Annotated in this window: 22 protein-coding genes; 17 read left to right on the top strand and 5 right to left on the bottom strand. The window is 66.7% G+C overall.

All coding sequences use genetic code 11. The annotated features are described in order from the left end of the window. The first annotated feature begins 246 nt into the window (after positions 1 to 246). The 4 genes from flhB to QHC78_RS00300 are packed head-to-tail and all read left to right on the top strand — an operon-like array spanning position 247 to position 5872. A complete protein-coding gene (flhB, locus tag QHC78_RS00315) occupies positions 247 to 1380 on the top strand; it encodes a flagellar biosynthesis protein FlhB (protein WP_319741875.1) in 1134 nt (377 codons plus the stop codon). Further along, a complete protein-coding gene (gene flhA, locus QHC78_RS00310; RefSeq protein ID WP_413816389.1) occupies positions 1377 to 3464 on the top strand; it encodes a flagellar biosynthesis protein FlhA in 2088 nt (695 codons plus the stop codon). Before flhB ends, flhA begins: the two co-directional genes overlap by 4 nt. A gap of 37 nt (positions 3465 to 3501) precedes the next feature. Further along, positions 3502 to 5100 (top strand): flagellar biosynthesis GTPase FlhF, encoded by a 1599-nt coding sequence (gene flhF / locus QHC78_RS00305; RefSeq protein ID WP_319741874.1) that lies wholly within the window; start codon positions 3502 to 3504, stop codon positions 5098 to 5100. Positions 5101 to 5149: 49 nt separating this feature from the next. Beyond that, on the top strand, positions 5150 to 5872 hold the full coding sequence (locus QHC78_RS00300; RefSeq protein ID WP_319741873.1) for an RNA polymerase sigma factor FliA: 723 nt from the start codon (positions 5150 to 5152) through the stop codon (positions 5870 to 5872). Between the two features lie 55 nt (positions 5873 to 5927). Here QHC78_RS00300 and QHC78_RS00295 read toward each other — a convergent pair whose 3' ends face one another. The 3 genes from QHC78_RS00295 to flgA form a co-directional block, all read right to left on the bottom strand. Further along, positions 5928 to 6284 carry a hypothetical protein gene (locus tag QHC78_RS00295; protein WP_319741871.1) on the bottom strand — a complete coding sequence of 119 codons (357 nt, stop codon included), beginning with the start codon at positions 6282 to 6284 and terminating at the stop codon, positions 5928 to 5930. Next, positions 6281 to 6571 (bottom strand): flagellar biosynthesis anti-sigma factor FlgM, encoded by a 291-nt coding sequence (flgM, locus tag QHC78_RS00290; protein ID WP_319741870.1) that lies wholly within the window; start codon positions 6569 to 6571, stop codon positions 6281 to 6283. The genes QHC78_RS00295 and flgM overlap by 4 nt, the downstream gene beginning before the upstream one ends. Before the next feature lie 171 nt (positions 6572 to 6742). Further along, complete coding sequence (gene flgA, locus QHC78_RS00285) at positions 6743 to 7498, bottom strand: flagellar basal body P-ring formation chaperone FlgA (RefSeq protein WP_319741869.1); 756 nt, start codon at positions 7496 to 7498, stop codon at positions 6743 to 6745. A gap of 179 nt (positions 7499 to 7677) precedes the next feature. Between flgA and flgB the strand changes: the two genes are divergently transcribed. The 12 genes from flgB (at position 7678) to QHC78_RS00225 (ending at position 19331) form a co-directional block, all read left to right on the top strand. Continuing rightward, the gene (flgB, locus tag QHC78_RS00280; RefSeq protein ID WP_319741868.1) at positions 7678 to 8097 is read left to right on the top strand and encodes a flagellar basal body rod protein FlgB; all 420 of its coding nucleotides are present in this window, start codon (positions 7678 to 7680) and stop codon (positions 8095 to 8097) included. Positions 8098 to 8113: 16 nt separating this feature from the next. Then, complete coding sequence (flgC, locus tag QHC78_RS00275) at positions 8114 to 8524, top strand: flagellar basal body rod protein FlgC (RefSeq protein ID WP_319741867.1); 411 nt, start codon at positions 8114 to 8116, stop codon at positions 8522 to 8524. 10 nt (positions 8525 to 8534) lie between these two features. Further along, positions 8535 to 9194 carry a flagellar hook assembly protein FlgD gene (locus tag QHC78_RS00270; RefSeq protein ID WP_319741866.1) on the top strand — a complete coding sequence of 220 codons (660 nt, stop codon included), beginning with the start codon at positions 8535 to 8537 and terminating at the stop codon, positions 9192 to 9194. Positions 9195 to 9241: 47 nt separating this feature from the next. Next, positions 9242 to 10501, top strand: a complete 1260-nt coding sequence (flgE, locus tag QHC78_RS00265) for a flagellar hook protein FlgE (protein WP_319741865.1) — start codon at positions 9242 to 9244, stop codon at positions 10499 to 10501. Between the two features lie 15 nt (positions 10502 to 10516). Continuing rightward, positions 10517 to 11260, top strand: a complete 744-nt coding sequence (flgF, locus tag QHC78_RS00260) for a flagellar basal-body rod protein FlgF (protein WP_319741864.1) — start codon at positions 10517 to 10519, stop codon at positions 11258 to 11260. A 78-nt stretch (positions 11261 to 11338) separates the two neighbouring features. Then, a complete protein-coding gene (flgG, locus tag QHC78_RS00255) occupies positions 11339 to 12121 on the top strand; it encodes a flagellar basal-body rod protein FlgG (RefSeq protein WP_319741863.1) in 783 nt (260 codons plus the stop codon). A gap of 14 nt (positions 12122 to 12135) precedes the next feature. Further along, a complete protein-coding gene (locus QHC78_RS00250) occupies positions 12136 to 12840 on the top strand; it encodes a flagellar basal body L-ring protein FlgH (RefSeq protein ID WP_319741862.1) in 705 nt (234 codons plus the stop codon). Positions 12841 to 12851: 11 nt separating this feature from the next. Further along, positions 12852 to 13958: a flagellar basal body P-ring protein FlgI gene (locus tag QHC78_RS00245; RefSeq protein ID WP_319741861.1), complete on the top strand. Its 1107-nt coding sequence runs from the start codon at positions 12852 to 12854 to the stop codon at positions 13956 to 13958. Continuing rightward, on the top strand, positions 13958 to 15049 hold the full coding sequence (gene flgJ, locus QHC78_RS00240; RefSeq protein WP_319741860.1) for a flagellar assembly peptidoglycan hydrolase FlgJ: 1092 nt from the start codon (positions 13958 to 13960) through the stop codon (positions 15047 to 15049). The genes QHC78_RS00245 and flgJ overlap by 1 nt, the downstream gene beginning before the upstream one ends. A 147-nt stretch (positions 15050 to 15196) precedes the next feature. Further along, the gene (gene flgK, locus QHC78_RS00235; RefSeq protein ID WP_319741859.1) at positions 15197 to 17095 is read left to right on the top strand and encodes a flagellar hook-associated protein FlgK; all 1899 of its coding nucleotides are present in this window, start codon (positions 15197 to 15199) and stop codon (positions 17093 to 17095) included. A gap of 53 nt (positions 17096 to 17148) precedes the next feature. After that, entirely contained in the window at positions 17149 to 18360 is a 1212-nt protein-coding gene (flgL, locus tag QHC78_RS00230) for a flagellar hook-associated protein FlgL (RefSeq protein WP_319741858.1), read from the top strand. 71 nt (positions 18361 to 18431) lie between these two features. Further along, positions 18432 to 19331, top strand: a complete 900-nt coding sequence (locus QHC78_RS00225; RefSeq protein WP_319741857.1) for a response regulator — start codon at positions 18432 to 18434, stop codon at positions 19329 to 19331. A 3-nt stretch (positions 19332 to 19334) separates the two neighbouring features. On the opposite strand, the gene QHC78_RS00220 is transcribed toward QHC78_RS00225, so the two are convergent. Both QHC78_RS00220 and QHC78_RS00215 read right to left on the bottom strand, forming a co-directional pair. Further along, positions 19335 to 19967, bottom strand: coding sequence for a response regulator transcription factor (locus QHC78_RS00220; RefSeq protein WP_319741856.1), 633 nt, complete (start codon positions 19965 to 19967; stop codon positions 19335 to 19337). After that, positions 19964 to 21589, bottom strand: a complete 1626-nt coding sequence (locus QHC78_RS00215) for a sensor histidine kinase (RefSeq protein WP_319741855.1) — start codon at positions 21587 to 21589, stop codon at positions 19964 to 19966. The genes QHC78_RS00220 and QHC78_RS00215 overlap by 4 nt, the downstream gene beginning before the upstream one ends. A 108-nt stretch (positions 21590 to 21697) precedes the next feature. Between QHC78_RS00215 and QHC78_RS00210 the strand changes: the two genes are divergently transcribed. Next, complete coding sequence (locus tag QHC78_RS00210; protein WP_319741854.1) at positions 21698 to 22591, top strand: CheR family methyltransferase; 894 nt, start codon at positions 21698 to 21700, stop codon at positions 22589 to 22591. Positions 22592 to 22621 lie beyond the last annotated feature (30 nt).

Below are 22621 nucleotides of genomic sequence, written 5' to 3'. Positions count from 1 at the left end.
GGCTGCCTTCGGACGTCCTGCACCGGCGGCGAGGCCGGTGCAGGAAGACGGCCTGAGGAGCTCGCCTTTCCGGGCTCTGTTCGGCGCTTTGGGCGACCGCGCTTTCGCAAATAATGCAGCAGCCTACGTGGCTGGCCGCACATGGCCGGCAGCCACGCATGGCCGCGCGGGGTTCGATCGCCCCGGCGATCGTCGACACCCCGGAATACAGTGGCAGATAACCAGGAAAGCGGTCAGGAAAAAACCTTGGCGCCTTCCCAGCGGCGGCTGGAGCAGGCGCGCGAGGAAGGGCGCGTTGCGCGTTCGCGCGATCTCTCGGGTGCCGTGGCCACCTTCGCCTGCGTGGCAGCCTTGATCGTGGCGGGTGCGGGCATCTCCGAGCGCGCCATGGGCTGGATGGCCACCGCCTTTGCCTCTGCGGCCGGCACGGCCGCCACCACCCGCGACGACGCCATGCTTCTGAAGTCCTTGAATGAAGCGCTGGGCGACGCCTTGCTTGCCGTTTCTCCCGTGCTGGCGGCCGGCATGGTCGCGGGCATCCTGGGTTCGGTCGGTTTGGGCGGGCTGGTCCTGTCGGGCAAGGCGCTCGGCCCCGATTTCACCCGGCTGTCTCCGCTGAAGGGCTTCGGCCGGATGTTTTCGCTCGCCGGGCTGGCCGAGCTCGGCAAGGCCCTGCTCAAGGTGCTGGTGCTGGGCGGCGTAGCGGGCTTGCTGGTGTGGCACGGCATCGAGGGTTGGCTGTCGTTGGTGCTGCCGGCGCCGTCGCAGGCCTTGGCGGCGCTGGGCGGCATCCTGTCCGACTATGCGCTGGTACTGGCCGGTGCGCTGTTCGTCATTGCGGCGGCCGATGTGCCGCTGCAATGGTGGAATCACCACAAGAACCTGCGCATGACCTTCGAGGAAGCCAAGCAGGAAAACAAGGAAACCGAAGGCGACCCGCACGTCAAGGGCCGCATCCGGCAACTGCAGCGGGACCGTGCCCGTTCGCGCATGATGCAGGCCGTGCCCACGGCCGATGTCGTCGTCACCAACCCGAGCCATTATGCGGTGGCGCTCAAGTACGACGATGCGCGAATGAGCGCGCCGCGCGTCGTGGCCAAAGGGGCGGATATGGTGGCGGCCAGGATCCGCGAGCTGGCCGGGCAACACGGCGTGACCGTACTGGAGAGCCCCAAGTTGGCACGCGCCTTGTACCGGCACGCCGAGGTTGACCAGGAGGTTCCGGTCGCGCTGTATCGTGCGGTGGCCCAGGTGCTGGCCTACGTCTACCAGGTTCGCGACCACGTGGCGGGTCCGCCCCCGGAACTCAAGCCCATCGAGGTGCCCGCCGGCTGGGATCCGCTGGACGAGGCACCGCTGGGCCGCGGAGGGCGGGCATGACGGGCCGCAGCCTGAAGCTGGGAGGCCTGGAGTTCACCCCGGCGCAATTGCGCGAGCTGGGCATGCCGGCCTTCATCCTGCTGGTGCTGGGCATGATGCTGTTGCCCTTGCCGCCGCTGGTGCTGGACCTGCTTTTCACGTTCAACATCGCGATCTCGCTGCTGGTGCTGATGGTGGCCATCTATACGAAGCGGCCGCTCGATTTCGCGGTGTTTCCCAGCGTGATCCTGGTCACCACGCTGCTGCGCCTGTCGCTGAACGTCGCCTCGTCCCGCGTGGTGCTGCTGCACGGCCATTCCGGGCCGGATGCGGCCGGGAAGGTCATCGAGGCGTTCGGGCAGTTCCTGGTGGGGGGCAATTTTGCCGTCGGGGTGGTCGTATTCCTGGTCCTGGTCATCATCAACTTCGTGGTGGTTACCAAGGGGGCCGGGCGGATTGCCGAAGTCTCCGCGCGCTTCACCCTCGACGCGATGCCCGGCAAGCAGATGGCCATCGACGCCGACTTGAACGCGGGCTTGATCGACGAGGCCACCGCGCGCAAGCGCCGTGCCGACGTGGCCCAGGAAGCCGATTTCTATGGCGCCATGGACGGCGCCTCGAAGTTCGTCCGCGGCGACGCGATTGCCGGCATCCTCATTCTTTTTGTCAATATCGTCGGGGGCTTGCTGATCGGGGTGGGGCAGCACGACCTCAGTTTCTCCGAGGCGGGCCGCGTCTACGTGCTGTTGTCGATCGGCGACGGCCTGGTGGCCCAGGTGCCGGCTTTGCTGGTCTCCATCGCTGCCGGCCTGATCGTCTCCCGTGTGGGCGAAGGCGAGGATGTCGGTACCGAGGTCGGCAAGCAATTGCTGGGTACGCCGCAGGCCATCGCATTGTCGGCCGCCATCATCGGCATGCTGGGCTTGGTGCCCGGGATGCCCAACCTGGCTTTTCTTACACTGGCGCTTGCGATGGCCGGACTGTCCTGGCATTTGGCGCGGCGCCGCAAGCTGGAGGCCCAGAAGGCCGCTGCGCCGCCGGCCGCCGCCGAACCTGCCGAATCGCAGGAGGCCACCTGGGAAGATGTGACCCAGGTCGATACCGTGGGCCTGGAGGTCGGCTATCGGCTGATCCCGTTGGTGGACAAGACCGGCGACGGCGACCTGCTCAAGCGGATCAAGGCCCTGCGCAAGAAGTTCGCGCAGGATGTAGGTTTTCTGCCTGCCGCCGTCCATATCCGCGACAACCTCGAATTGCGTCCCGGCGGCTACCGCATCACGCTGAAGGGCGTGGCGATAGGCGAAGGCGAGGTGCAGACGGGCGGTTTTCTCGCCATCAACCCCGGCCGCGTCACCCGCGAGATTCCGGGCACGCCGACGCGAGATCCGGCGTTCGGTCTGCCCGCGATGTGGATAGAAGCTTCGGCCCGGGAGGCGGCCCAGGCTGCCGGCTATACCGTCGTCGACATCGGCACGGTGATAGCCACGCATCTCTCCCACCTGTTGCACAGTCACGCCGCCGAATTGCTGGGCCGTGCGGAGTTGCAGGCCCTGTGCGACCACTTCTCGCGCGGCACTCCCAAGCTGCTCGACGATCTCGTGCCCAAGCTCATCTCCATGGCGACGCTGCAGCGCGTGCTGCAGTCGCTGCTGGACGAGGGCGTGCATATCCGGGACTTCGGAACCATCGTCGAGACCTTGTCCGAGCATGCCGTTCAGGTCCAGGATCCGCTCGAACTGGTCGAGGCGGTGCGGATCGCTCTCGGCCGGGCGATTACCCAGGGCATCTTCGGGGCCGGTGGCGAGGTGGACGTGCTGGCGCTCGATCCGGAGCTCGAACGCATTCTCCAGACCATCAGCACCAAGGCGGGCGAGATCGGCGCCATCGAGCCGGGCCTGGCGGAGCGGCTGATGAGCGAAGCCGCAGGTGCGGTCGAGAAGATGGATGCACTCGGCAAGCCCGCGGCCTTGCTGGTGCCGGACCGCCTGAGACTGGCGCTGGCACGGTTCTTCCGCCGTTCGGTGCCCCGCCTCAAGGTGTTGGCCCATTCCGAAATTCCCGAGTCCCGCCTGATCCGCGTCACGTTGACGCTCGGAGGGCGCTGAGCATGTTCCCCGTCCCTAGTCTGCAGGTGCCAGTCCTATGAAGTTTCGCAAATTCGTCGCTGCTTCTACGCGTGATTGTCTGCGCATGATGCGCGAGGCGCTGGGGGCCGACGCCATGATCGTCTCGACGCGCCGCACGACGGCCGGTGTGGAAGTGGTCGGTATCCGCGCGCAGGACATGCCCAACACCGGCGATGACGGGCAGGCCGATCCGCCGGCTGCGGGCCCGGAAACGCCGGCCGCCTCGGTCTCCAGCCCCGCGCTATGGGATGACATGGAAGACGAGTCCGTGCGCCTGTCTCCCGCGGCCCGCGTGCTGGCCCAGCACGGCGACGAGGCGTCCCGGGCCGAGGCGCCCCCCCTTTCGCCGCTACCCCAGCCACCCGGGCGTACGGACCTGCCGCGCGCGCAATGGCCGCGTCTTGAACAGGACGATATCCGGCACCTGGTGCGGGGGGAACGTGATTTTGCCGACCCCGCGCATGCCATGGCCGTTGCCGCCGCCGAGGGGGTGAGCGGCAAACCGGTGCTGCGCCTGGGACTGGTGCGGCCGGAAGCCGAGAAGCGGCGCCGCGCACCGGCCGGGCGAGCCGCGCCCGGCGGCGCACCGGGGGGGCCGCCCGCGCCGCCCGCGGCGCGGATCGATGAGCGCGACCGCGACGCACTGGCCCACCGGGTTTCGGAGCCCATCGTCAGCGAGATGCGCTCCATGCGGGATTGGCTCGCCCACCAAATGGACGCGATGGCGTGGCGTGATAGTACCCAGCGCGATCCGCGGCGGCGGGAACTCTGGCGGCGTATGGTGGATTCCGGTTTTACGCCGGAGCTGGCGCGTACGGTGGCTGCCAGACTGCCCGCCTCTCAGCCCGACACGCAGGTCGATCGATGGCTCGCCGAAGTGCTGGCCGGCAATCTGGCCTGCGTCGGGGCCGAGGCTGGCGTCATCGAGCAAGGCGGCCGCTACGCCGTGGTCGGGCCGACGGGGGTGGGCAAGACCACCACCACCGCCAAGATAGCCGCCCATTGCGTCGTCAAATACGGCGCCGGCGCGCTGGGCCTGATCTCTACCGACCAGAACCGCATCGGCGCCGTCGACCAGCTGCACACCTTCGGCCGCATCCTCGGCGTGGAGGTCTATGCCGCGCGTGGGGTCAGCGATCTGGAGGTGCTGCTCGCCAGCATGGCCGACCGGCGCCTGGTCCTCATCGATACCGCCGGGATGAGCCAGCGCGACACCCAGATGGGACAGCACCTTCAGGCCATCGCCGCCGAAGGCGTCCAGCGTCTTCTGGTGGTGCCGGGGGGGACTCATGCCGAACAGGCGGACGATATCGTCCGCGCTTATTCGGCAGGAGGGCTGGCGGGCATGATCGTATCCAAGCTGGATGAGGCGGTGCGGCTGGGCGGTGTCCTGGACGCAGCCATTCGCCATCGCCTGCCGTTGCATTACATGACCAACGGACAGCGGGTGCCCGAGGACATCCATGCCGCCAATGCGCGCTTGCTGGTCCACCGGGCGCTGCGCGCGCGTCATGCGCCGGTGTTTGCGCTGGATGCCGAGGAGCTGGAGTGGGCCTGTTCGGCTCCCCCCGCGCCGGGCGCGCAGGCGGTTCCTTCCCAGCCGGCACAGGCCTGACGCATGGTGCTACCGATTCCGTCCGACGAAATTTCCTGCCGAGATGCATATGTACACGCGTGAAGGAACGCTGGCGCGCGAGATGAACGTCGAGCAGTACGTGCCTATGGTGCGGCGCATGGCGCATCACATGGTGGCACGCCTGCCGGCAAGCGTGCAGATCGAAGACCTTATCCAAGCCGGCATGCTCGGGCTGCTGGATGCCCTGGGCCGTTTCGAGGAGGGCCTGGGGGCCCAGTTCGAAACCTACGCGACCCAGCGTATACGCGGCGCGATGCTCGATGAGCTCAGGCGCAGCGATTGGCTGCCGCGCAGCGTCAGGCAGGTCCAGCGCAAGATCGAAGGTGCGATGCAACGCTGCGAGCACCAGTTGGGGCGCATACCCACCGATGCCGAGATGGCGGCCGAGCTGGGCGTCGCCTTGAGCGAGTACCAGCACATGCTTACCGAAGCCCGCGGTGTGCAACTGTTCTATTACGAGGACCTGGACGGGGGCGACGAGTCCGACAACTATCTGGATCGCCACGTCCCGGTCGACAACAGCGCCGATCCCCATTTGCGGCTGTCCGACCAGCGGTTCCGGGAAGCGGTCGTCCACGGTATCGAGCGCCTGCCCGAACGCGAGAAACTGGTCATGGGCATGTATTACGAGCAGGAAATGAACTTCAAGGAAATCGCCGCGGTACTGGGCGTGACCGAGTCCCGCATCTGTCAGCTGCATTCGCAGGCCGTATCCCGCTTGCGCACCCGCTTGAAGGAGTGGGGGCGATAACGAAGATCAGCGGCTGGCGCGCGGCGTGTCGCGGAGGCTGCCGCGCGGTGCCGGATCAGCGCGAAAAACGGCCGCTGGACGAGTAAGAAAGATCGGCCCCACTAATGCGCGCCAGCGCCGCCAGCCGCGCCGCGACCGAGGCGGTCTGAATCGTGGAGAGCTCCGCGCCGATCTTGAGGGGTTGCAAGGCGTCGGCCAGGCGGGCTTGCCATGACAGGCGTATTTCCTCGGGGGCGGCCTGCAGCGCGGGCAAGGCGCCGGGCAGGGCGCGTTGTATGTCGAGCACGGACAGGCTGAGGCGCTGCGTGGCTTCTTCAATGCCATGAAGGTCGCCGCCGGCCACTGCTTCGGCCAGGGCACGCCCGGCTGCGGCGCAATGATCGACGGCCGTGGAGAACGCTGCCAGGGTCATCGCTGGCGCGCCAACCCAAGCTCGATTTCAAGCAGGCGATCGGCTATCACCTCGGCATTCACGGTGAACTCGCCGTTGCGTATGGCCTGCTTGATGCGTTCGACGCTTTCGGCATTGAAGGGGGCTTCGCCTGCTGCCAGCTGGCTGGCTGCCAGCGAGGAGAGCTGGACTCCACCCGGTTCCGTGCCCGTTGCGGGAGGCGGCATCGTCGCCGCAGGACGGGGTTCCGGGCCGCCGGCGGCGCGCGTAACCTTGAGCGAATCGGGGCCCTTGGGGGTGATTTTCACGATGACATTCCAACTGTTGCCGTTGCGACCCGGCATGCGCCTGAGCTTGGGCGGATGAGTCGATTATCGGCGCGCGGGCGGCGAACTTTAGCACCGCACACCGACGGCGGCGCGAGGAAGCGATACAGGATGTAAACGCGGCAGGCCGCGGCTCCGGCGCCGGCCAGCGGGTCAAAGGCTGACTTCGACCTCCCGGTCCTCCCGCAGGACGCCGGCGACCGTGCGTCCGGACTCCAGTTGCACGCGCGCGGGCTGGCCCGGGCGGGCCTGCTGCAACATCTTGCCGGTTGCCTTGATCAGGAAACCGGATCCACTCAGGACCACCTGGACGGGATCGCCCGGCCCCACTTGCCAGCGCGATTGCAGGGCGTGGGGCGGAATCGGCTCGCCCGCCCTGAGCGGACGGGTGGTGGAGGCGCCGTCGAGCTGGCGGGGGTCGGTGGTCACGCCGCGCGGCCAGGCGGCCATGTTGACCTCGGACAGCGACCAATCGCCTTCCCGGAGCACCGTGCCGGCCGGCAGCGGCCGGCTGGGGACGGGTACCGCGACCAGCAGGGCCACTTCGGCCGGGATGCGGATCTGCCACGGCTGGTTGGCGCAGCGCAGCCCGATCGATGTCTTGCCTACGGGCCGCCCGCCGGGCGGCACGAACACTTGGGGAGCACAGGGCGCCTGCGCGAGGCGCTCGAACGCCTGCTCCGCCAGGTGGATTTCGATGCGGCCGCCCAGGGCCGAGGCGGTGGCGGCCGCGCGCGCCTGGAGCAACTGGCGGCCGCGTTCCAGCAGGTCGTTCATGGCCGGCGGGGACGCATGCGAGGCGCTGGATGGGGGCGCTGCGGGCGCCGCCCGCAACGGGGCCGTGCCCGGCATGGCCGCGGCCAAGATCAGCGCGGACGCCGCGGCTGTCAGGTGGCCGGGCCGTTTCATGAGCGTCGTCTGGGAAGTCTGGACATGGTGCGTCACTCTACCGGTCCCGCATGGTGCAGAAGGCGAAAACAAGTGTGAAAAAGCGGCCTTACTCGCTCTTTGTCGGCGGCTGGGAATACGAATAATGGCAAGGCCTGCGAAAAGGCCAATGCCCCACGCGAGTACAGGAGGGAAGTCACGTGATCAGCCGCATAGGCGACGAACTGATGTTCAATGCGCAAGCGCTGACCTTGCGCGCGCAGCGTCAAGAGGTGCTTGCGTCGAACCTCGCCAATGCCGAAACGCCCAACTACAAGTCGCGCGACTTCGACTTCGGCAGCGCGCTGCGGGCAGCCACCGGCGCGCCGGACCCGGACGCGGCGCTGGCGCCGCTACGCCTGGCCACGACCGACCGCCGTCACCTGGCGGGCGAAGCCTCGGCCGGCCTGCCCGTCGCGCTCCGGTACCGCACTCCCACCCAGGCGTCCATCGATGGCAATACCGTCGATCCGGATCTGGAGCGAACCCAGTTCGCCGACAACGCGTTGCGCTACGACGCGGCGCTGCGCATGCTGAACGGTCAGATCCAGACGCTCCAGCGCGCTATCCAGAACAACTGAGTACGAGGTTCTTGCCATGTCCATGAACAAAGCCTTCGAGATCGCCGGCTCGGCGCTCACCGCCAACAGCCAGCGCCTGAATGCAGTCGCGAGCAACCTGGCGAATGCCGAAAGCGTCAGCGGGCCAGACGGCGAGGTCTACCGCGCCCGGAAGGTCGTGTTCGAGTCCTACCTCGTTCCCGGCGGTGCCGATGGAGGCAAGGGCGTGCGCGTGCGCGAGGTCCTGGCAGACCCCGCGCCGCCCAAGCGCATCTACGACCCCGCGCATCCCATGGCCGATGCCGACGGCTATATCAGTATGCCCAACGTCGAGGTCGTCGACGAAATGGTCGACATGATTGCGGCATCGCGGGCCTACCAGACCAACGTCGAGGTCATGAATACCGCCAAGACCTTGATGCAAAAAACCCTGACCCTGGGCAGCTGAGGAAATCGCGATGGCCGTATCCAACGTCAACAGCAACACGGCGGCGGGCGCCGCCTCCATTGCTTCGAGCGCAGCTTCGGCCGAGGAGCTGTCGAACCGCTTCCTGACCATGCTGACTGCGCAGATGCGCAACCAGGATCCGCTCAATCCGCTCGACAATGCCGAGCTCACCTCGCAGCTGGCGCAGATCAGCACAGTGACGGGCATCAGCCAGCTCAATACCACCATGCAATGGCTGGGCTACAGCATGGGCAGCCTGCAGGCGACCCAGGCCGCTTCACTCATCGGCCGCAAGGTCATGCTGTCCGGCGACGGGCTCATGCTGGCAGAGGGCAAGGCCGAAGGCGGCTACGTGCTCAGCATCCCCGTCGAGAACGCGCAACTGGTGATCAAGAACGCCGATGGAATCGAAGTCGCGCGGCGCAAGCTGGACGATGTGGAGGCCGGCGTGCATGCCTTTACCTGGGATGGCCGCGACGCCGACGGCAAGACCCTGCCGGACGGCGAATACCGGTTCGAGGTCCAGGTCGGTGAAGGCACGCAAGTGGGCGTGGCGCCTCCGCTCACGGTTTCCCAGATTACTTCCGTACGGCCTTCGTCGGGTTCGACCACGGTCATCGACAGCAAGGGCAATGTGGTCAACCTGTCCGACGTCTACCAAGTCTGGTAGCGGCGGCTCCGCTTTCCGTATTCAGCAACAGTGCAAGGAATCCTGAGATGAGCTTTCAACAGGCATTGAGCGGCCTGAATGCCGCCGGCAAGAATCTGGACGTGATCGGCAACAACGTCGCCAACGCCAATACCGTCGGGTTCAAGGCGTCGCGCGCGGAATTCGCGGACGTCTATGCATCGACCGTGCTGGGCACGTTCTCGAACAACATCGGCATAGGGGCCAAGCTCAACGCGGTCACCCAGATGTTCACCCAGGGCGCCATCTCGGTGACGTCCAACCCGTTCGACGTCGCCATCTCGGGAGAGGGCTTCTTCCGGATGGACAACAACGGCTCCATCGTCTATTCGCGCAACGGCCAGTTCCACCTCGACGCAAACGGCTACGTGGTCAATGCCAACGGCCTGCGGCTGACCGGCTACATCGCGGACGCGAACGGCAACATCAATACGGCCCAGCCGCAGCCGCTGCGCTTGACGGTAAGCTCCATCGAAGCCCAGGGGACGACCGAAGTCACGCAAGGCGCCGTGCTCGATTCCCGCTCGGAAGCCATCGATCCGGCCCTGACGCCGTTCGATCCCGACGACTCCACCACCTATACGCACGCGACATCCATCGCGGTCTATGACTCGCTCGGCAATACCCATACGCTCTCGACCTTCTATGTGAAGCGCGCCGCCGGGCAATGGGACGTCTATACCGCGCTGAACGGCGCGGTCACCAACCCCGACGCGGACGGCGACGGTGCCGCCGACGGCGTGCCGCTGGTGTTCGATTCCTCGGGCAAGATCGACCTGCCGGCGTCCAACAACGGCGTGTTCACGGTTCAGGTCGACGCTGCCACGCTGGGTACCGGTGCCAATGGCCTGACCATCGACTACGACATGTCGGCCACCTCGCAGACCGGGCAGGCCTTCAGCAACGAGCTTCAGCGCCAGGACGGCTATACCTCCGGCCGCCTGACCAGCTTCACGATCGACGAGAACGGCATTCTGAAGGCCAATTATTCGAACCAGCAGTCGCGGGCCCAGGGCCAGATCGTGCTGGCTTCCTTCGTCAATCCTCAAGGGCTGGTCGCGGCGGGCGGCAACAACTTCCTGGAGACCACCCTGTCCGGCGGGCCGCGCGTCGGTGTGCCGGGATCGAGCAACTTCGGCACCGTCACGTCCGGTGCGCTGGAAGATGCCAACGTCGACTTGACCGCCGAACTGGTCAACATGATTACCGCTCAGCGGGTCTACCAGGCCAATGCGCAGACCATCAAGACCCAGGACTCGGTGATGCAGACACTGGTCAACATGCGCTGACGGTAGCGGACGGACATGGACAGGGCTCTCTATATCGCCGCCACCGGCGCACGCGAGTTGATGCGGCGGCAGGACATCCAGACCAACAACCTGTCGAACGCGCTGACTCCCGGTTTCCGCGCGGAAGTCGCCGCCCAGCGGACTGCGCCGGTGATCGGCGGCGCCGGCCTGCGCACCCGCGCCTACGCGGTGGAGTCCACGCCGGGCGCGGACCTCTCCGCCGGGCCCATGATGGCCACCGGCAGGGATCTCGACGTCGCGATCCAGGGCGACGGCTGGTTTGCCGTGCGTACGCCTGACGGCGGGGAGGCCTATACCCGCGCGGGCGGCTTCGAGACCACCCCGGAGGGCATGCTGGTCGATCCCGCAGGCCGCCCGGTCCTGGATCCCAACGGCGAGGTCATCATGATCCCGCCCGACACCAAGGTGCAGGTCAACGCCGACGGCTCGATCTCGTCCGTTCCCGAGGTCGATCGGGTACAGGCGGCGCAGATCGCCAACCTCAAGCTCGTGAACCCGCCGGCCAACGCCGTGGAGCGCGGGCCGGACGGCTTGTTCCGCCTGCGGCAGGGCGGCGTCGCGCCGATGGCCCAGGAAGTCCGCGTGGCCGGAGGCATGATCGAGGGCAGCAATGTGAGCGCCGTCGACACCATGGTCGAGATGATCGCGGCGGCGCGCCACTACGACGTCCAGATCCAGCTCATGCAGAACAGCGACCAGAACCAGCGCGCAGCCACGCAGATTCTTTCCATGAGCTGAGGCCCATGCGCGTCCTCGCGCGTCTAGGAATCGTGAACTTTAGGCAGTGCGGCGTATGCCGCGATAAGGAATGACATCATGATGCGTTCGCTCTGGATCGCCAAGACCGGTCTGGATGCCCAGCAGACCCAGCTGGACGTTATCTCGAACAACCTCGCCAACGTCAGTACCAACGGCTATAAGCGCTCGCGCGCCGTGTTCGAGGATCTGCTCTACCAGACCATGCGGCCGGCGGGCACGCAGACCACCCAGCAGAACCAGGTGCCGGCAGGACTGACGCTGGGTACCGGCTCGCGTCCGGTGGCGACGGTGCGCAACTATTCGCAGGGCGCCTTGCAGCAGACCGACAGCAGCTTCGACCTGGCGATCAACGGGGCAGGTTTCTTTCAGATCCAATTGCCCGACGGCACCTTGGCTTATACGCGCGACGGCAGCTTCCAGATCGACAGCCAGGGACAGCTCGTCACCAACAATGGGCTGGTGATCGATCCCGGCATCATCGTGCCCGAGGGCGTCAGGGAAGTCGCCATCGGTCAGGATGGCGTGGTCAATGCCACGCTGGCTGGCCAGGCGCAACCCGTTCAGCTCGGCCAGCTGCAACTGGCGACGTTCATCAATGCTCCCGGACTGCAGCCGTTGGGCCAGAACCTGTTCGCCGAGACCGCCGCGTCGGGCGTCCCGGTCATCAACATTCCCGGCCAGAACGGTGCCGGCTTGATCAACCAGGGCTACGTGGAAGCTTCGAACGTCAACGTGGTCGAAGAGCTGGTCGGCATGATCCAGACCCAGCGCGCCTACGAGATCAACTCGCGCGCCATCTCCACGTCGGACCAGATGCTCCAGCGCATCTCGCAGCTCTGAGGAGGCGCAGGGGCATGAAGGGAGCGCTCAAGGTCCTGGCCGCCGGCGGCAGAACGATGGCTGTCGCGACAGTCTTGTCGGGGTTGGCCGCGTGTGCGGCGCCCAAGGTGGACATCGCCGAACCGACGACGGCTCGTCCGCTGGACCCGGTCGCGTACAACGCCGTCCGCCGCCCCACGGGAGGCATCTTCAGCAGCGCGCCCGGCTACCGCCCGCTGTTCGAGGACGTACGCGCGCGCAACGTCGGCGACACCCTCGTGGTCCGGCTCGAGGAACACATCAATTCGACCCAGCGCAACAATACGTCGGCGCAGCGGACGGCCTCGGCCTCGGTCGGGATGCCGTCGTTCAACAAGCTGCCGGGCTCGGGCATCCTGCGCGGCCTGGGTATCGATGGCGAAAGCGACAACCGCTTCAATGCACGCGGGGAAACCGGGGCATCGAATGTCCTGTCGGGCACTGTCACGGTCACCGTGGTGGAAGTGCTCGCCAACGGCAATCTTCGCGTCTCCGGAGAAAAGCAGATCGGAACCAACCGCGAGACCGAGCGTGTACGCTTTTCGGGTGTGGTGAACCCGGCGCACATCGTCGGCGGCAATTCGGTCAGCTCGACCCAGGTGGCTGACGCCCGCATCGAATATCGCGGCCAGGGCGCGATCGACGAGGCGCAGACGGTAGGCTGGCTGGCGCGGTTCTTCTATTCGTTCCTGCCATTCTGATGGGCAAGGCCATGGGACGACGCTTATTTTCCTTGTTGCTGGCGCTGGGCATCTGCCTGTCATCGGCGCAGGTCCTGGCGGCCCGGGTCAAGGACCTGGCCAATGTCCAGGGCGTGCGCAACAACCAGCTGGTCGGCTACGGGCTGGTCGTCGGCCTGGACGGCACGGGCGACCAGACCACCCAGACGCCGTTCACGACCCAGTCGCTGATGTCCATGTTGTCCAACCTGGGCATCAACATACCGCCCGGCACGCGGCTGCAGCTCAAGAACGTCGCGGCCGTCATGGTGACGGCGACGCTGCCGCCTTTTGCCCAGCCCGGCCAGCCGCTGGACGTCACCGTCAGCTCCATGGGCAACGCCAAGTCGCTGCGCGGAGGCACGCTGCTGCTGACCCCGCTAAAGGGCCTGGACGGCCAGGTCTACGCCATGGCCCAAGGCAGCGTGTCGGTCGGCGGGGCGGGGGCATCGGCCGCCGGCAGCCGGGCCCAGATCAACCACCTGAGCGCCGGCCGTATTCCCGGCGGCGCGACTGTCGAGCGCGACGTGCCCACGCCGTTTGCCGATGAAGGGATGTTGCGGCTGGAGCTCACCACGGCCGACTTTTCCACTGCGCGCGCGATGGTCGACGCCATCAACCGCAGTTTCGGTCCAGGTACTGCAACCGCCCTGGACGGCCGGGTCGTCGAGCTGCGCGCGCCCGCCTCGCCGAATGCCCGGGTCGCGTTCATGGCCCAGATCGAGGACCTCGAAGTCGCGGGCAGCCGCGCACCCGCGCGGGTCGTCATCAACGCCCGTACCGGGTCGGTCGTGATGAACCAGAGCGTGCGCCTCGCCCCGGTGGCGGTGGCACACGGCAATCTGAGCGTCACGGTCAGCGCTGCCCCGGTGATCAGCCAGCCGGCACCCTTCTCGGGCGGGCAGACCGTGGTGACGGGGCAGGCCGACATCGAGGTCAAGCAGAGCGGCGGCCCCATCGTGCACCTGGACGGAGGAGCGCAGCTGGCCGATGTGGTCAAGGCGCTGAACCTGTTGGGAGCTACTCCCCAGGACCTGATTTCCATCCTGCAGGCGCTCAAGACGGCCGGCGCGCTGACGGCCGAACTGGAGATCATTTGATGAGCAAGCTGGATACCGCGGCCATGGCCGGAGGGTTGGCAATCGATGCCCGGTCGCTGGACGCCCTCAAGCAGCAGGCGCGACGCGACCAGGCCGCCACCGTCCGGCAGGCGACGCGCCAGTTCGAGGCGCAATTCGCACAAATGCTGCTCAGCCAGATGCGCCGGTCGTCGCTCGCCGGCGACGGTACGCTGGCCCAGGCGCTGAACAGCCCGGCTTCGCAGACGTGGCGCGGCATGCTGGACCAGCAGCTGGCGCAGACGCTGGCAGGCGTGGCGCCCCCCGGCAGCCGGGGCGGCGCGCCGGAGCGCAGCGGGCTAGGGCTGGCCGACCTGCTCGAACGCCAACTGTCCCGCCGCACGGTCACGCCTGAGTCCCTGCGGCAGACCGGCCTGCCTTTGTCCATGTCGACACTGGCACTGGCTGCCGGCCGCCCGGCCGGCACGCCGACCACGGCGACCAGCGGCATGATAGGCGGGGGCTCGGCCGTGCCTGTTGCGGCCGGCGCCGCTCCCGCGCGGCGCATCCAGAACGGCAAGTTCGGTGCCGGGGCCGGTTATTCCGTGTCAGGTCCGCCGGCAGGCGCCGCTGTGCGCGCGGTCGAACGCTCGCCGTCCGCGTCGCCCGAAGAGGTCCGCGCCGAGTTCCTGGGCCGGTTCCTGCCGGCCGCCCGGCGCGCGGAAGCGGCCACCGGCATTCCGGCTGCGTACATCCTGGGCCAGGCCGCCCTCGAATCAGGCTGGGGACGGCATGAAATTCGCGGGCCGCGCGGCGAACGGAGCCACAACTTGTTCGGTATCAAGGCGACCGGCTGGGATGGCCGGACCGTACAGACCCGCACGACGGAGTATCGCAACGGCATACGCGAACGGGTCACAGCCGAATTCCGCGCCTACGACTCCTATGAGCATGCGTTCGAGGATTACGCGCGGTTGCTTGCATCGAATCCCCGCTATGCCAAGGTACTGCGCTCGACTGCCAGCGCGGAGCAGTTCGCGCAGGGATTGCAGCGCGCCGGTTACGCCACCGACCCGCGCTACGCCGAGAAATTGGGCAGCACCATCCGGCGCGCCATGCAGATCGTCATCTAGCCACCCCGCGCAACCTTGTCCGGGCTCGAAACCCGCGCTGACACGGCATGAACGCGACACACGGCTCAAGCTTGGGCGCAGGCGTCCGTTAAACCAGGCAACGAGCAGATAGGGCGGCGCCGCCACCGGACGGATCGACTCACGCATATGACCACCAACATCGCCAATATTGCATTGACCGGACTGCGGGCCGCGCAGGCAGGCATGGCCGTGACGGCCAATAACATTTCCAACCAGGGAACCCCGGGCTATTCCCGCCAGCAGGTCGTCCTGGAATCGTCGATGTCGACTTTCAGCGGCGCCGGTTACTTCGGCCTGGGCGTGGATGTCGTCACGGTGCAGCGGGCCTACAGCGAGTTCCTGTCGAGCCAGGCCAGCCAGTCCGCGTCGACGCTGAGCTACCTCACTACCTATTCGGATCAGATGAGCGGCCTGATCAACCAGCTCGGATCGGTCGATACCGGCATCAACCAAAGCCTGAATGCGTTGTATACCGCGCTGAGCAGCTTCAGCCAGAACCCCAGCGAGGCGGCCTCGCGCCAGTCGGCGCTTGCAGCGGCGCAGTCGACCGCTGCGCGTTTTCGCGCTGTCAGCGAGGACCTTTCGCGGCTGGGCCAGGGCATCGATCGTCAGGCAACGGCCACGGTGGGCCAGATCAACCAGCTGGTGCAGAGCATCGCTGCCTATAACGCCAAGATCGGCGACGCCTACGCCGCCGGCAACGGCCAGGCGCCGAACGGGCTGCTGGACCAGCGCGACGTCCTGGTGCGCGAACTCGGCCAGTTGACGGGCATCACCACCAGTACCCAGGGCAGCAGCATCAATATCTACTTGACCAATGGCCAGCCGTTGGTCATGGAGCATCTTGCTTCGCAACTCCAGATCGAGGCGACTCCCGGGGCATTACCCGGCGCGAACCTGTCGCTGACCGTGGGCGGGCATACGGTGCCGCTCAAGCAAGGCGACGTCGAGGGCGGGCAACTGGGCGCGTTGCTCCAGTTCCGCGACAACGAATTGGCCCATGCCCACTCCGAGCTGGGCCGCCTGGCGATCGCGATGGCTGCGGCGTACAACCAGCAGCAGCAATTCGGCATCGATGGAACGGGACAGCCCGGGCAGGCGCTGTTCAGGCTCGGCGGGCCGGTGGCCGTCGCGGCGCGGGGCAATACCGGCGATGCCACGGTCGCGGCGGCGATCGCCGACACGCGGTCGCTGACCGGCAGCGATTACCAACTGTCCCGCGTCGGCACGGAATACGTCCTGACCCGCCTGGACGACGGTATGGAATTCGGGCCTTTCGCCACGCTTCCCCAAGAGGTGGACGGGCTCACCATCGGCCTGGCCGGGGGCGACTTGAACGACGGCGATGTTTTCACCATCAACGTTGCCCGTCACGCTGCGGCCGGCATGGAAGTGCTGCTTGGCAGCCCGGCCCAGCTGGCGGCGGCGGCGCCCATGGCGCTGGAGACGCCAGCCACCAATACCGGCACGGCCCTGGCGTCGAGATTGCGGTCCGTCGCCTCGGGAGCCGCAGACTACGGCAGCTCCGTCACGGTGCGGTTCCTCTCCGCGACGGGCTACGAGTTGCTGGCCGAGGACGGCGCCGTGTTGGCCACCGGCACGCTGGAACCGCCCCAGCAGACCATCTCGTACAACGGCTGGGCCTTCGATCTGAGCGGCATCCCGGCGGCGGGCGATACCGTTACAGTCAGGGCCGACCCGGGCGACCCGTCGGGCGACAACCGCAATGCCCTGGCCCTGGCCACGCTCGGGACCACCAAGATTGCCGGCGGCAGCACCCTGACCGACTCGTACGCGGCGCTCATCTCCGAAGTCGGGACGCGCGCCGCTTCGCTCAACGTCAGCAAGGCCGCGCAGCAAACCGCTCACGACCAGGCCATTTCTGCAGAGCAGGCATTGTCCGGCGTCAACCTCGATGAAGAAGGCGCCAACTTGTTGCGCTACCAGCAGGCCTATGCGGCGGCCGGCAAGGTGCTGAGCATGTCGGCGGAGCTGTTCGACCAACTGCTCGCGGCGATTCATTGATCGGCGCGCAGTGCCGCCCATCCCCCCTTGAAGTCCACGGATTCCGGAAAGCCATGAGAGTCAGCACCAACCAGTTCTACGACGGCAGCATCCGAGCGATCAATACCCAGCAAAGCGCGCTGCTGCAGGTTTCGCAGCAGTTGTCGGCACAGCGCAAGCTGCTCAGCCCGGCCGACGATCCTGTTGCGGCCAGCCGCGAAGTGGCGTTGGATGCCACGCTCAAGGCCAACGAGCAGATGCTCAAGAACCAGTCCGAAGCCAAGAGCGTCCTGGAGGCCACCGAGAACTACCTGGTCGAGGCAGGCAACACGGTCCAGGCTGCCCTGGCCCGCATCGTGCAGGGCGGAGGCGGCGCGCTGAACGAGGAAGACCGCCAATCCATCCTGGCCGACCTGCGGGGGCTGCGCGATCAATTGATGGGCATCGCCGATACGCGGGACGAGAACGGCAACTACCTTTTTGCGGGCTACAAGCGCGACCATCCTCCGTTCGTGCGCAATGCCGGCGGCGTGGTCTACCAGGGGGACAGCGGCGTGCGGCAGAGCCAGATCGGCCCCCAGCGCGTCATCGACGTCAGCTTCAGCGGCAATTACCTGTTCGGAGACATCCCCACCGGCGCCGACGGGCTGGCTGTCAGTGCCGATGGCGCCAATACCGGCAGCGCGACCTTGACCTCCGGCGCCATCACGGACCGGCAGGCTTGGACCGCCGCTGCGCCCCTCGGCCCGTATACGATCGAATTCGGTGTCGACGGCGCGTATACGGTCATGGACCGGGACGGTGCCGGAGTCGGCGCGGGGGACCTGGCCGGCGGCCAGGTGGTCGAGATCGCGGGCGTGCAGATCGGTTTTGCCGGCAGGCCGGCCGACGGCGACAGGCTGACCTTCGGCCCCGCGGCATCGCAGAGTGTCTTCGACACGCTCGATCAGGCCATCGCGGCGTTGAGCCTACCGGCTTCCGCGACCGAGTCGACTGCTCGGGCCAACGCGCTCTACGAAGTGAACGTGAACCTGAACGGCGCCCTGAACCGGTTGCTTGAAGCACGGTCATCCGTCGGTAGCCGGTTGAACGAAATCGAGTCGGCCACCTCGGCGGGAGAGGTCCGCAGCGACCAGCTCACGGGAGAAATTTCGCAGGTCGTGGGTGCCGATATCGACACCATGACCGAGCTGACGGGCGAACTGGCCAAACGCACGTACACTGTGCAAGCTGCGCAGCAAACGTATGCACAGATCGCCCGGTTGTCGATATTCAACTTCCTGTAGCGGCCAGGGGCGCGGCCCGTTGGCCCGGGCGACGGAGCTGCCGGCGCCTTTTCCGTCCGCTACCCACGCCCATGTTGCAGGAACCCTTCAATATCCTCGTCGTCGACGACGAACCGCTCAACCTCGAAATCATCTCCGAGCACCTGTCCGACCCGCGCTACCGCGTGAGGTGCGTGCAGGACGGCATCCAGGCCTGGGACGCGTTGCAAGAGGCTGGCGTCGATTACGACTTGATCGTGCTCGATCGCATGATGCCCGGGATGGACGGCATCGAATTGCTGAGCCGCATCCGCGAGGACCGGCGCTTCGCCGACATTCCGGTCATCATGCAGACCGCCGCATCGCGGCCCGATGACGTGCTCGAGGGCATACACCGCGGCGCCTATTACTACCTGACCAAGCCTTACGAACACGACATGCTGATCGCAGTGGTGGGCGCTGCCGTCGAGTTCCGCGCCCGCCAGAAAGGCTTGCGCCGCCGGCTTTCCGACGTGCACGACGTGTTCGGGCACATGCGGCGCGCGGAGTTCGAGTTCGCCTCGCTGGGCGAGGCGCGCCAGCTGGCCTTTTTCCTCGCGAAGCTGTGCCCGGCGCCCGAAGTGGCGGTGATCGGCTTGGCCGAATTGATGGTCAACGCGATCGAGCACGGGAACCTGGAAATCGGCTTCCTCGACAAGGGGCGCCTCAGCATGGAAGGCCGCTGGACGGCAGAAATCGAGCGCCGGCTCTCCCTGCCTTCGTATCGCGACCGGCGGGCCTGCGTGACCTTCGAGCGGGAAGCGGACCGCGTCCGCTTCCGCATCCGGGACCAGGGCAGGGGTTTCGACTGGCGGACATACCTCGAGATGTCGCCCGACCGGGCGTTCGATATGCATGGACGGGGAATTGCGATGTCCAGGGCGCTGACCTTCAAGGACCTGGCCTACGCGGATGGGGGACGCGAGGCGATCGGCACGATTCCGCTCGCCTAGGCCTTATTCCACCAGCTTGTGCTTGAGCGCGTAATGGGTGAGCTCGGCGTTGTTCTTGAGCTTCATTTTTTCGAGCAGGCGCGCCCGGTATACCGAAACGGTCTTGGGCGAGAGCGAGACTTCCTCCGCAATCTGGGTCAGGGTCCGGCCTGACGCGATCATGACCATCGTCTGGTATTCCCGGTCGGACAGCAGTTCGTGCGGGGGGCGCTCGTCGCCCTGGCTCAGATGGCTGGCGAGTTGCTCGGCCAGCTCGGGCGTGATGTATTTCTTGCCTCGGGCCACGGTCCGTATGGCCGCGATGACGGTTTCCGGCGGCGAGTTCTTGTGCAGGTAGCCGGCCGCGCCCGCCTTGACGCTGCGAACGGCGTATTGGTCCTCGGGGTACATGCTGAGCATCAGCACGGCAATCCTGGGCCAGCGTTCGCGTACCTGCTTGAGTCCTTCGATGCCGCTCTTGCCGGGCATGGAAATGTCCATGAGCACCACGTCGGCTTCGGTCTTGCGCAGCAAGTCGAGCAGCTCTCCGCAATCGGCCGCCTCGCCGACTACCGAGATACCCTCCTCGGCTTGGGCGATCTGGCGCAGACCGGAGCGGACAATTGCGTGGTCGTCGGCAAGAACCAGACGGATCATTCGATATCCTCCGGTTCATGATGGGCGTATTTCCCACCGGTTGAAGTCATGGGGGGCTCCTGCGGGTTCAGCGGAATCGAGATCATCAGTGTAGTGCCCCGGAACGGCGGCGTTCCCGTTTCCGCCGACCCGCTGATGTCCATCCAGCCGCCGAGGCCGTGCACGCGCTCCATCATGCCCCGCAGGCCGAACGACGTACGCTTGCGCAGGGCGTCGGCCGACAGGCCTATGCCGTTGTCGCGGACTTCCAGGCTGAGGGTGCTGTCGTCGGCGAACAGGTCGACATCGACACGGGTGGCCTGTGCGTGCTTGAACACATTGGTCAGGGCCTCCTGGAAAATCCGGAAAATGGCGATGGACTGGTCCAGGCCCAGGGCCAGGTCGTCCTGGTTGGTGTGAACGTCGACCTCGATGCCGGTGTGCTGGGCGAAGTCGCGTGCTTGCCACTCGATGGCGGCGACGATGCCGAAGTCGAGCACAGGCGGCCGCATGGCGCGGGCGATGCGGGAAATCGCTTCTCCTAGCGAGGCCACCATTTGTTCGGCCTCGTCCAGCAGTTGCGCGGTTTCCTTTTCGCGCGAACGGCGTCGGGCCAAGGCCAGGTCGGCCCGGATGCGGGTCACCAGCGCGCCCAGGTCGTCATGGATTTCGCGCGCCAGTTCCGCGCGCTCGTTTTCCCGCACGCGTTCGGTATGGCGCGACAATTCGCGCAGCTGGCTCTCGGAGCGGCTCAATTCGGCCTGCGCATGCGCCAGGTGGGTCACGTCCGAAAGCGCGACCACGCAGCCCGAAGGCGGTGAGCCGCTGAGCGGGCTGGCCGAGACCAGCAGTTCCCGCTTCTCGCCCTTGGCTTCTATGCTGAAGGGCAGGCCGCGTACGGCCGTACCGTCCAGGGCCGGAGCGATCAGGGTCAGCAGCTTCCAGGTGTCGGGCTGGGAAGGCAGGGCGAAGGGGCGGGACAGCGTCTGGGCCGCAGTCAGGCCGGTCAGATCTTCGAAGGCCGGGCTCCACATCGTCACCACCCGTTCGCGCGAGATGGCGAACAGCGCCACGGGCGTCGCCGAGAAAATCGCATTGAGCTGGTCGTGGGCCGAGGCGAGGGCCGTTTCCGCCCGCTGGCGCTGGTCGCGTGTCTGGACCTCGCGCAGGCCTCGTTCCAGCGCGGGCGGCAGGCGGCGAAGGTTGTTCTTCATCACGTAGTCGTCGGCGCCGGCGCGCATGGCCTCGACGGCGGTTTCCTCGCCGATGGCGCCCGATACGATCAGGAACGGGCCGCGGAATCCCGTTTCCTTGGCAATCTTCAGGGCGCGCAAGCCGCTGAACGTAGGCAGCGAATGATCGCTGATGATGGCGTGCCAGGTGCGTTCGGCGAGCGCTTCGCGCATGGCGGTCTCGGTGTCGACGCACCGGGCGGCGACATTCAGGCCGGCATCGACCAGTACCGCACGCATCAACGTGAAGTCGGCGAGCGAGTCCTCGATGAACAGGATCGCGAGCGGGTTCAGGTCGCGTCCCTCTACGGCAGGGCCCGTAGCGGCCGGTCCCGGAGGCATCATGAAGCGCGGCATGCCGCCGGCGGGAGAACTGGCATTCTGCATGGAGGCCGGGGCGCGAGTGAACATGCTTAATGAATGGAGGACGGTTGCCGATAATCCCTGCAATGATAGCGTGGCGACGCGGCGTTTCTTTAGCGAAGTCGTCGTTTTCGAGGCGCTTTTTCCGAGCACACCGTGACATCCAGAACCAGCCTTTCGGCCGCGGCCGACAGTGCGGCGGACATGGCCGACTCCCTGGTCGGCGCCGAGTTCGCCTTCAGCACCCAGGACTTCGATCGCATCCGGCTGCTGCTCCGGCAGCACACGGGCATATCCCTGTCGGAGGCCAAGCGCAGCATGGTCTACAGCCGGCTGGCCCGGCGCCTGCGCGCCACCGGAAGGCCGTCGTTCAGTGCGTATCTCGAAGGCTTACGCGCGGGCGCACCTGAATGGGAGTACTTCGTCAACGCGCTGACCACCAATCTGACCTACTTCTACCGCGAAGGCCATCATTTCCAGATCCTTGCCGATTTTCTCAAGCGGCGGGCGGCCGAGCAGCGTGGGCAGCTCCTGCAGATCTGGTGCGCCGCAGCCTCGTCGGGCGAGGAGGCATGGAGTCTTGCCATGACTGCGGCCGAGGCCTTTGCCACCCTGGCGCCGCCCGTACGCATCCTCGCCACGGATCTGGATACTCAAGTGCTGGCGACGGCAAAGCGGGGCGTCTACCGTCCGGACCAGTTGTCCAAGGTACCCGAGGCGCTGGTTCGCCGCTATTTCTGCGAAGAGCCGGACGGCGGTTTCAGCGTGCGCCCTGAGTTGCGCGCCCTGGTGGCCTTCCGGCCTTTGAACCTGCTGGATCCGGTCTGGCCGGTTCGCAGCCCGATGGACGCGGTGTTCTGTCGCAACGTCCTGATCTATTTCGACCGCACGACCCAATTGCGGGTCGTGGAACGCATCGCCACGCTGATGCCGCCCGGGGCCCTTCTGTTCGTTGGCCATTCCGAGAATTTTTCCCAGGGGCAACGCCATTTCGTCTTGCAGGGCCGCACTGTGTATGCCAGGGCCGGCATGCAGCGGCAGCCCGCATGATGGAAGAGCGGTCCCGGCTCGATGGCGGTG

The sequence above is a fragment of the Pigmentiphaga sp. genome (genome assembly GCF_033795525.1).
Lineage (GTDB): Bacteria > Pseudomonadota > Gammaproteobacteria > Burkholderiales > Burkholderiaceae_B > Pigmentiphaga.
The sequence above is the reverse complement of the archived record's forward strand: the minus strand, read 5'-3'. Positions and strand labels throughout refer to the sequence as shown.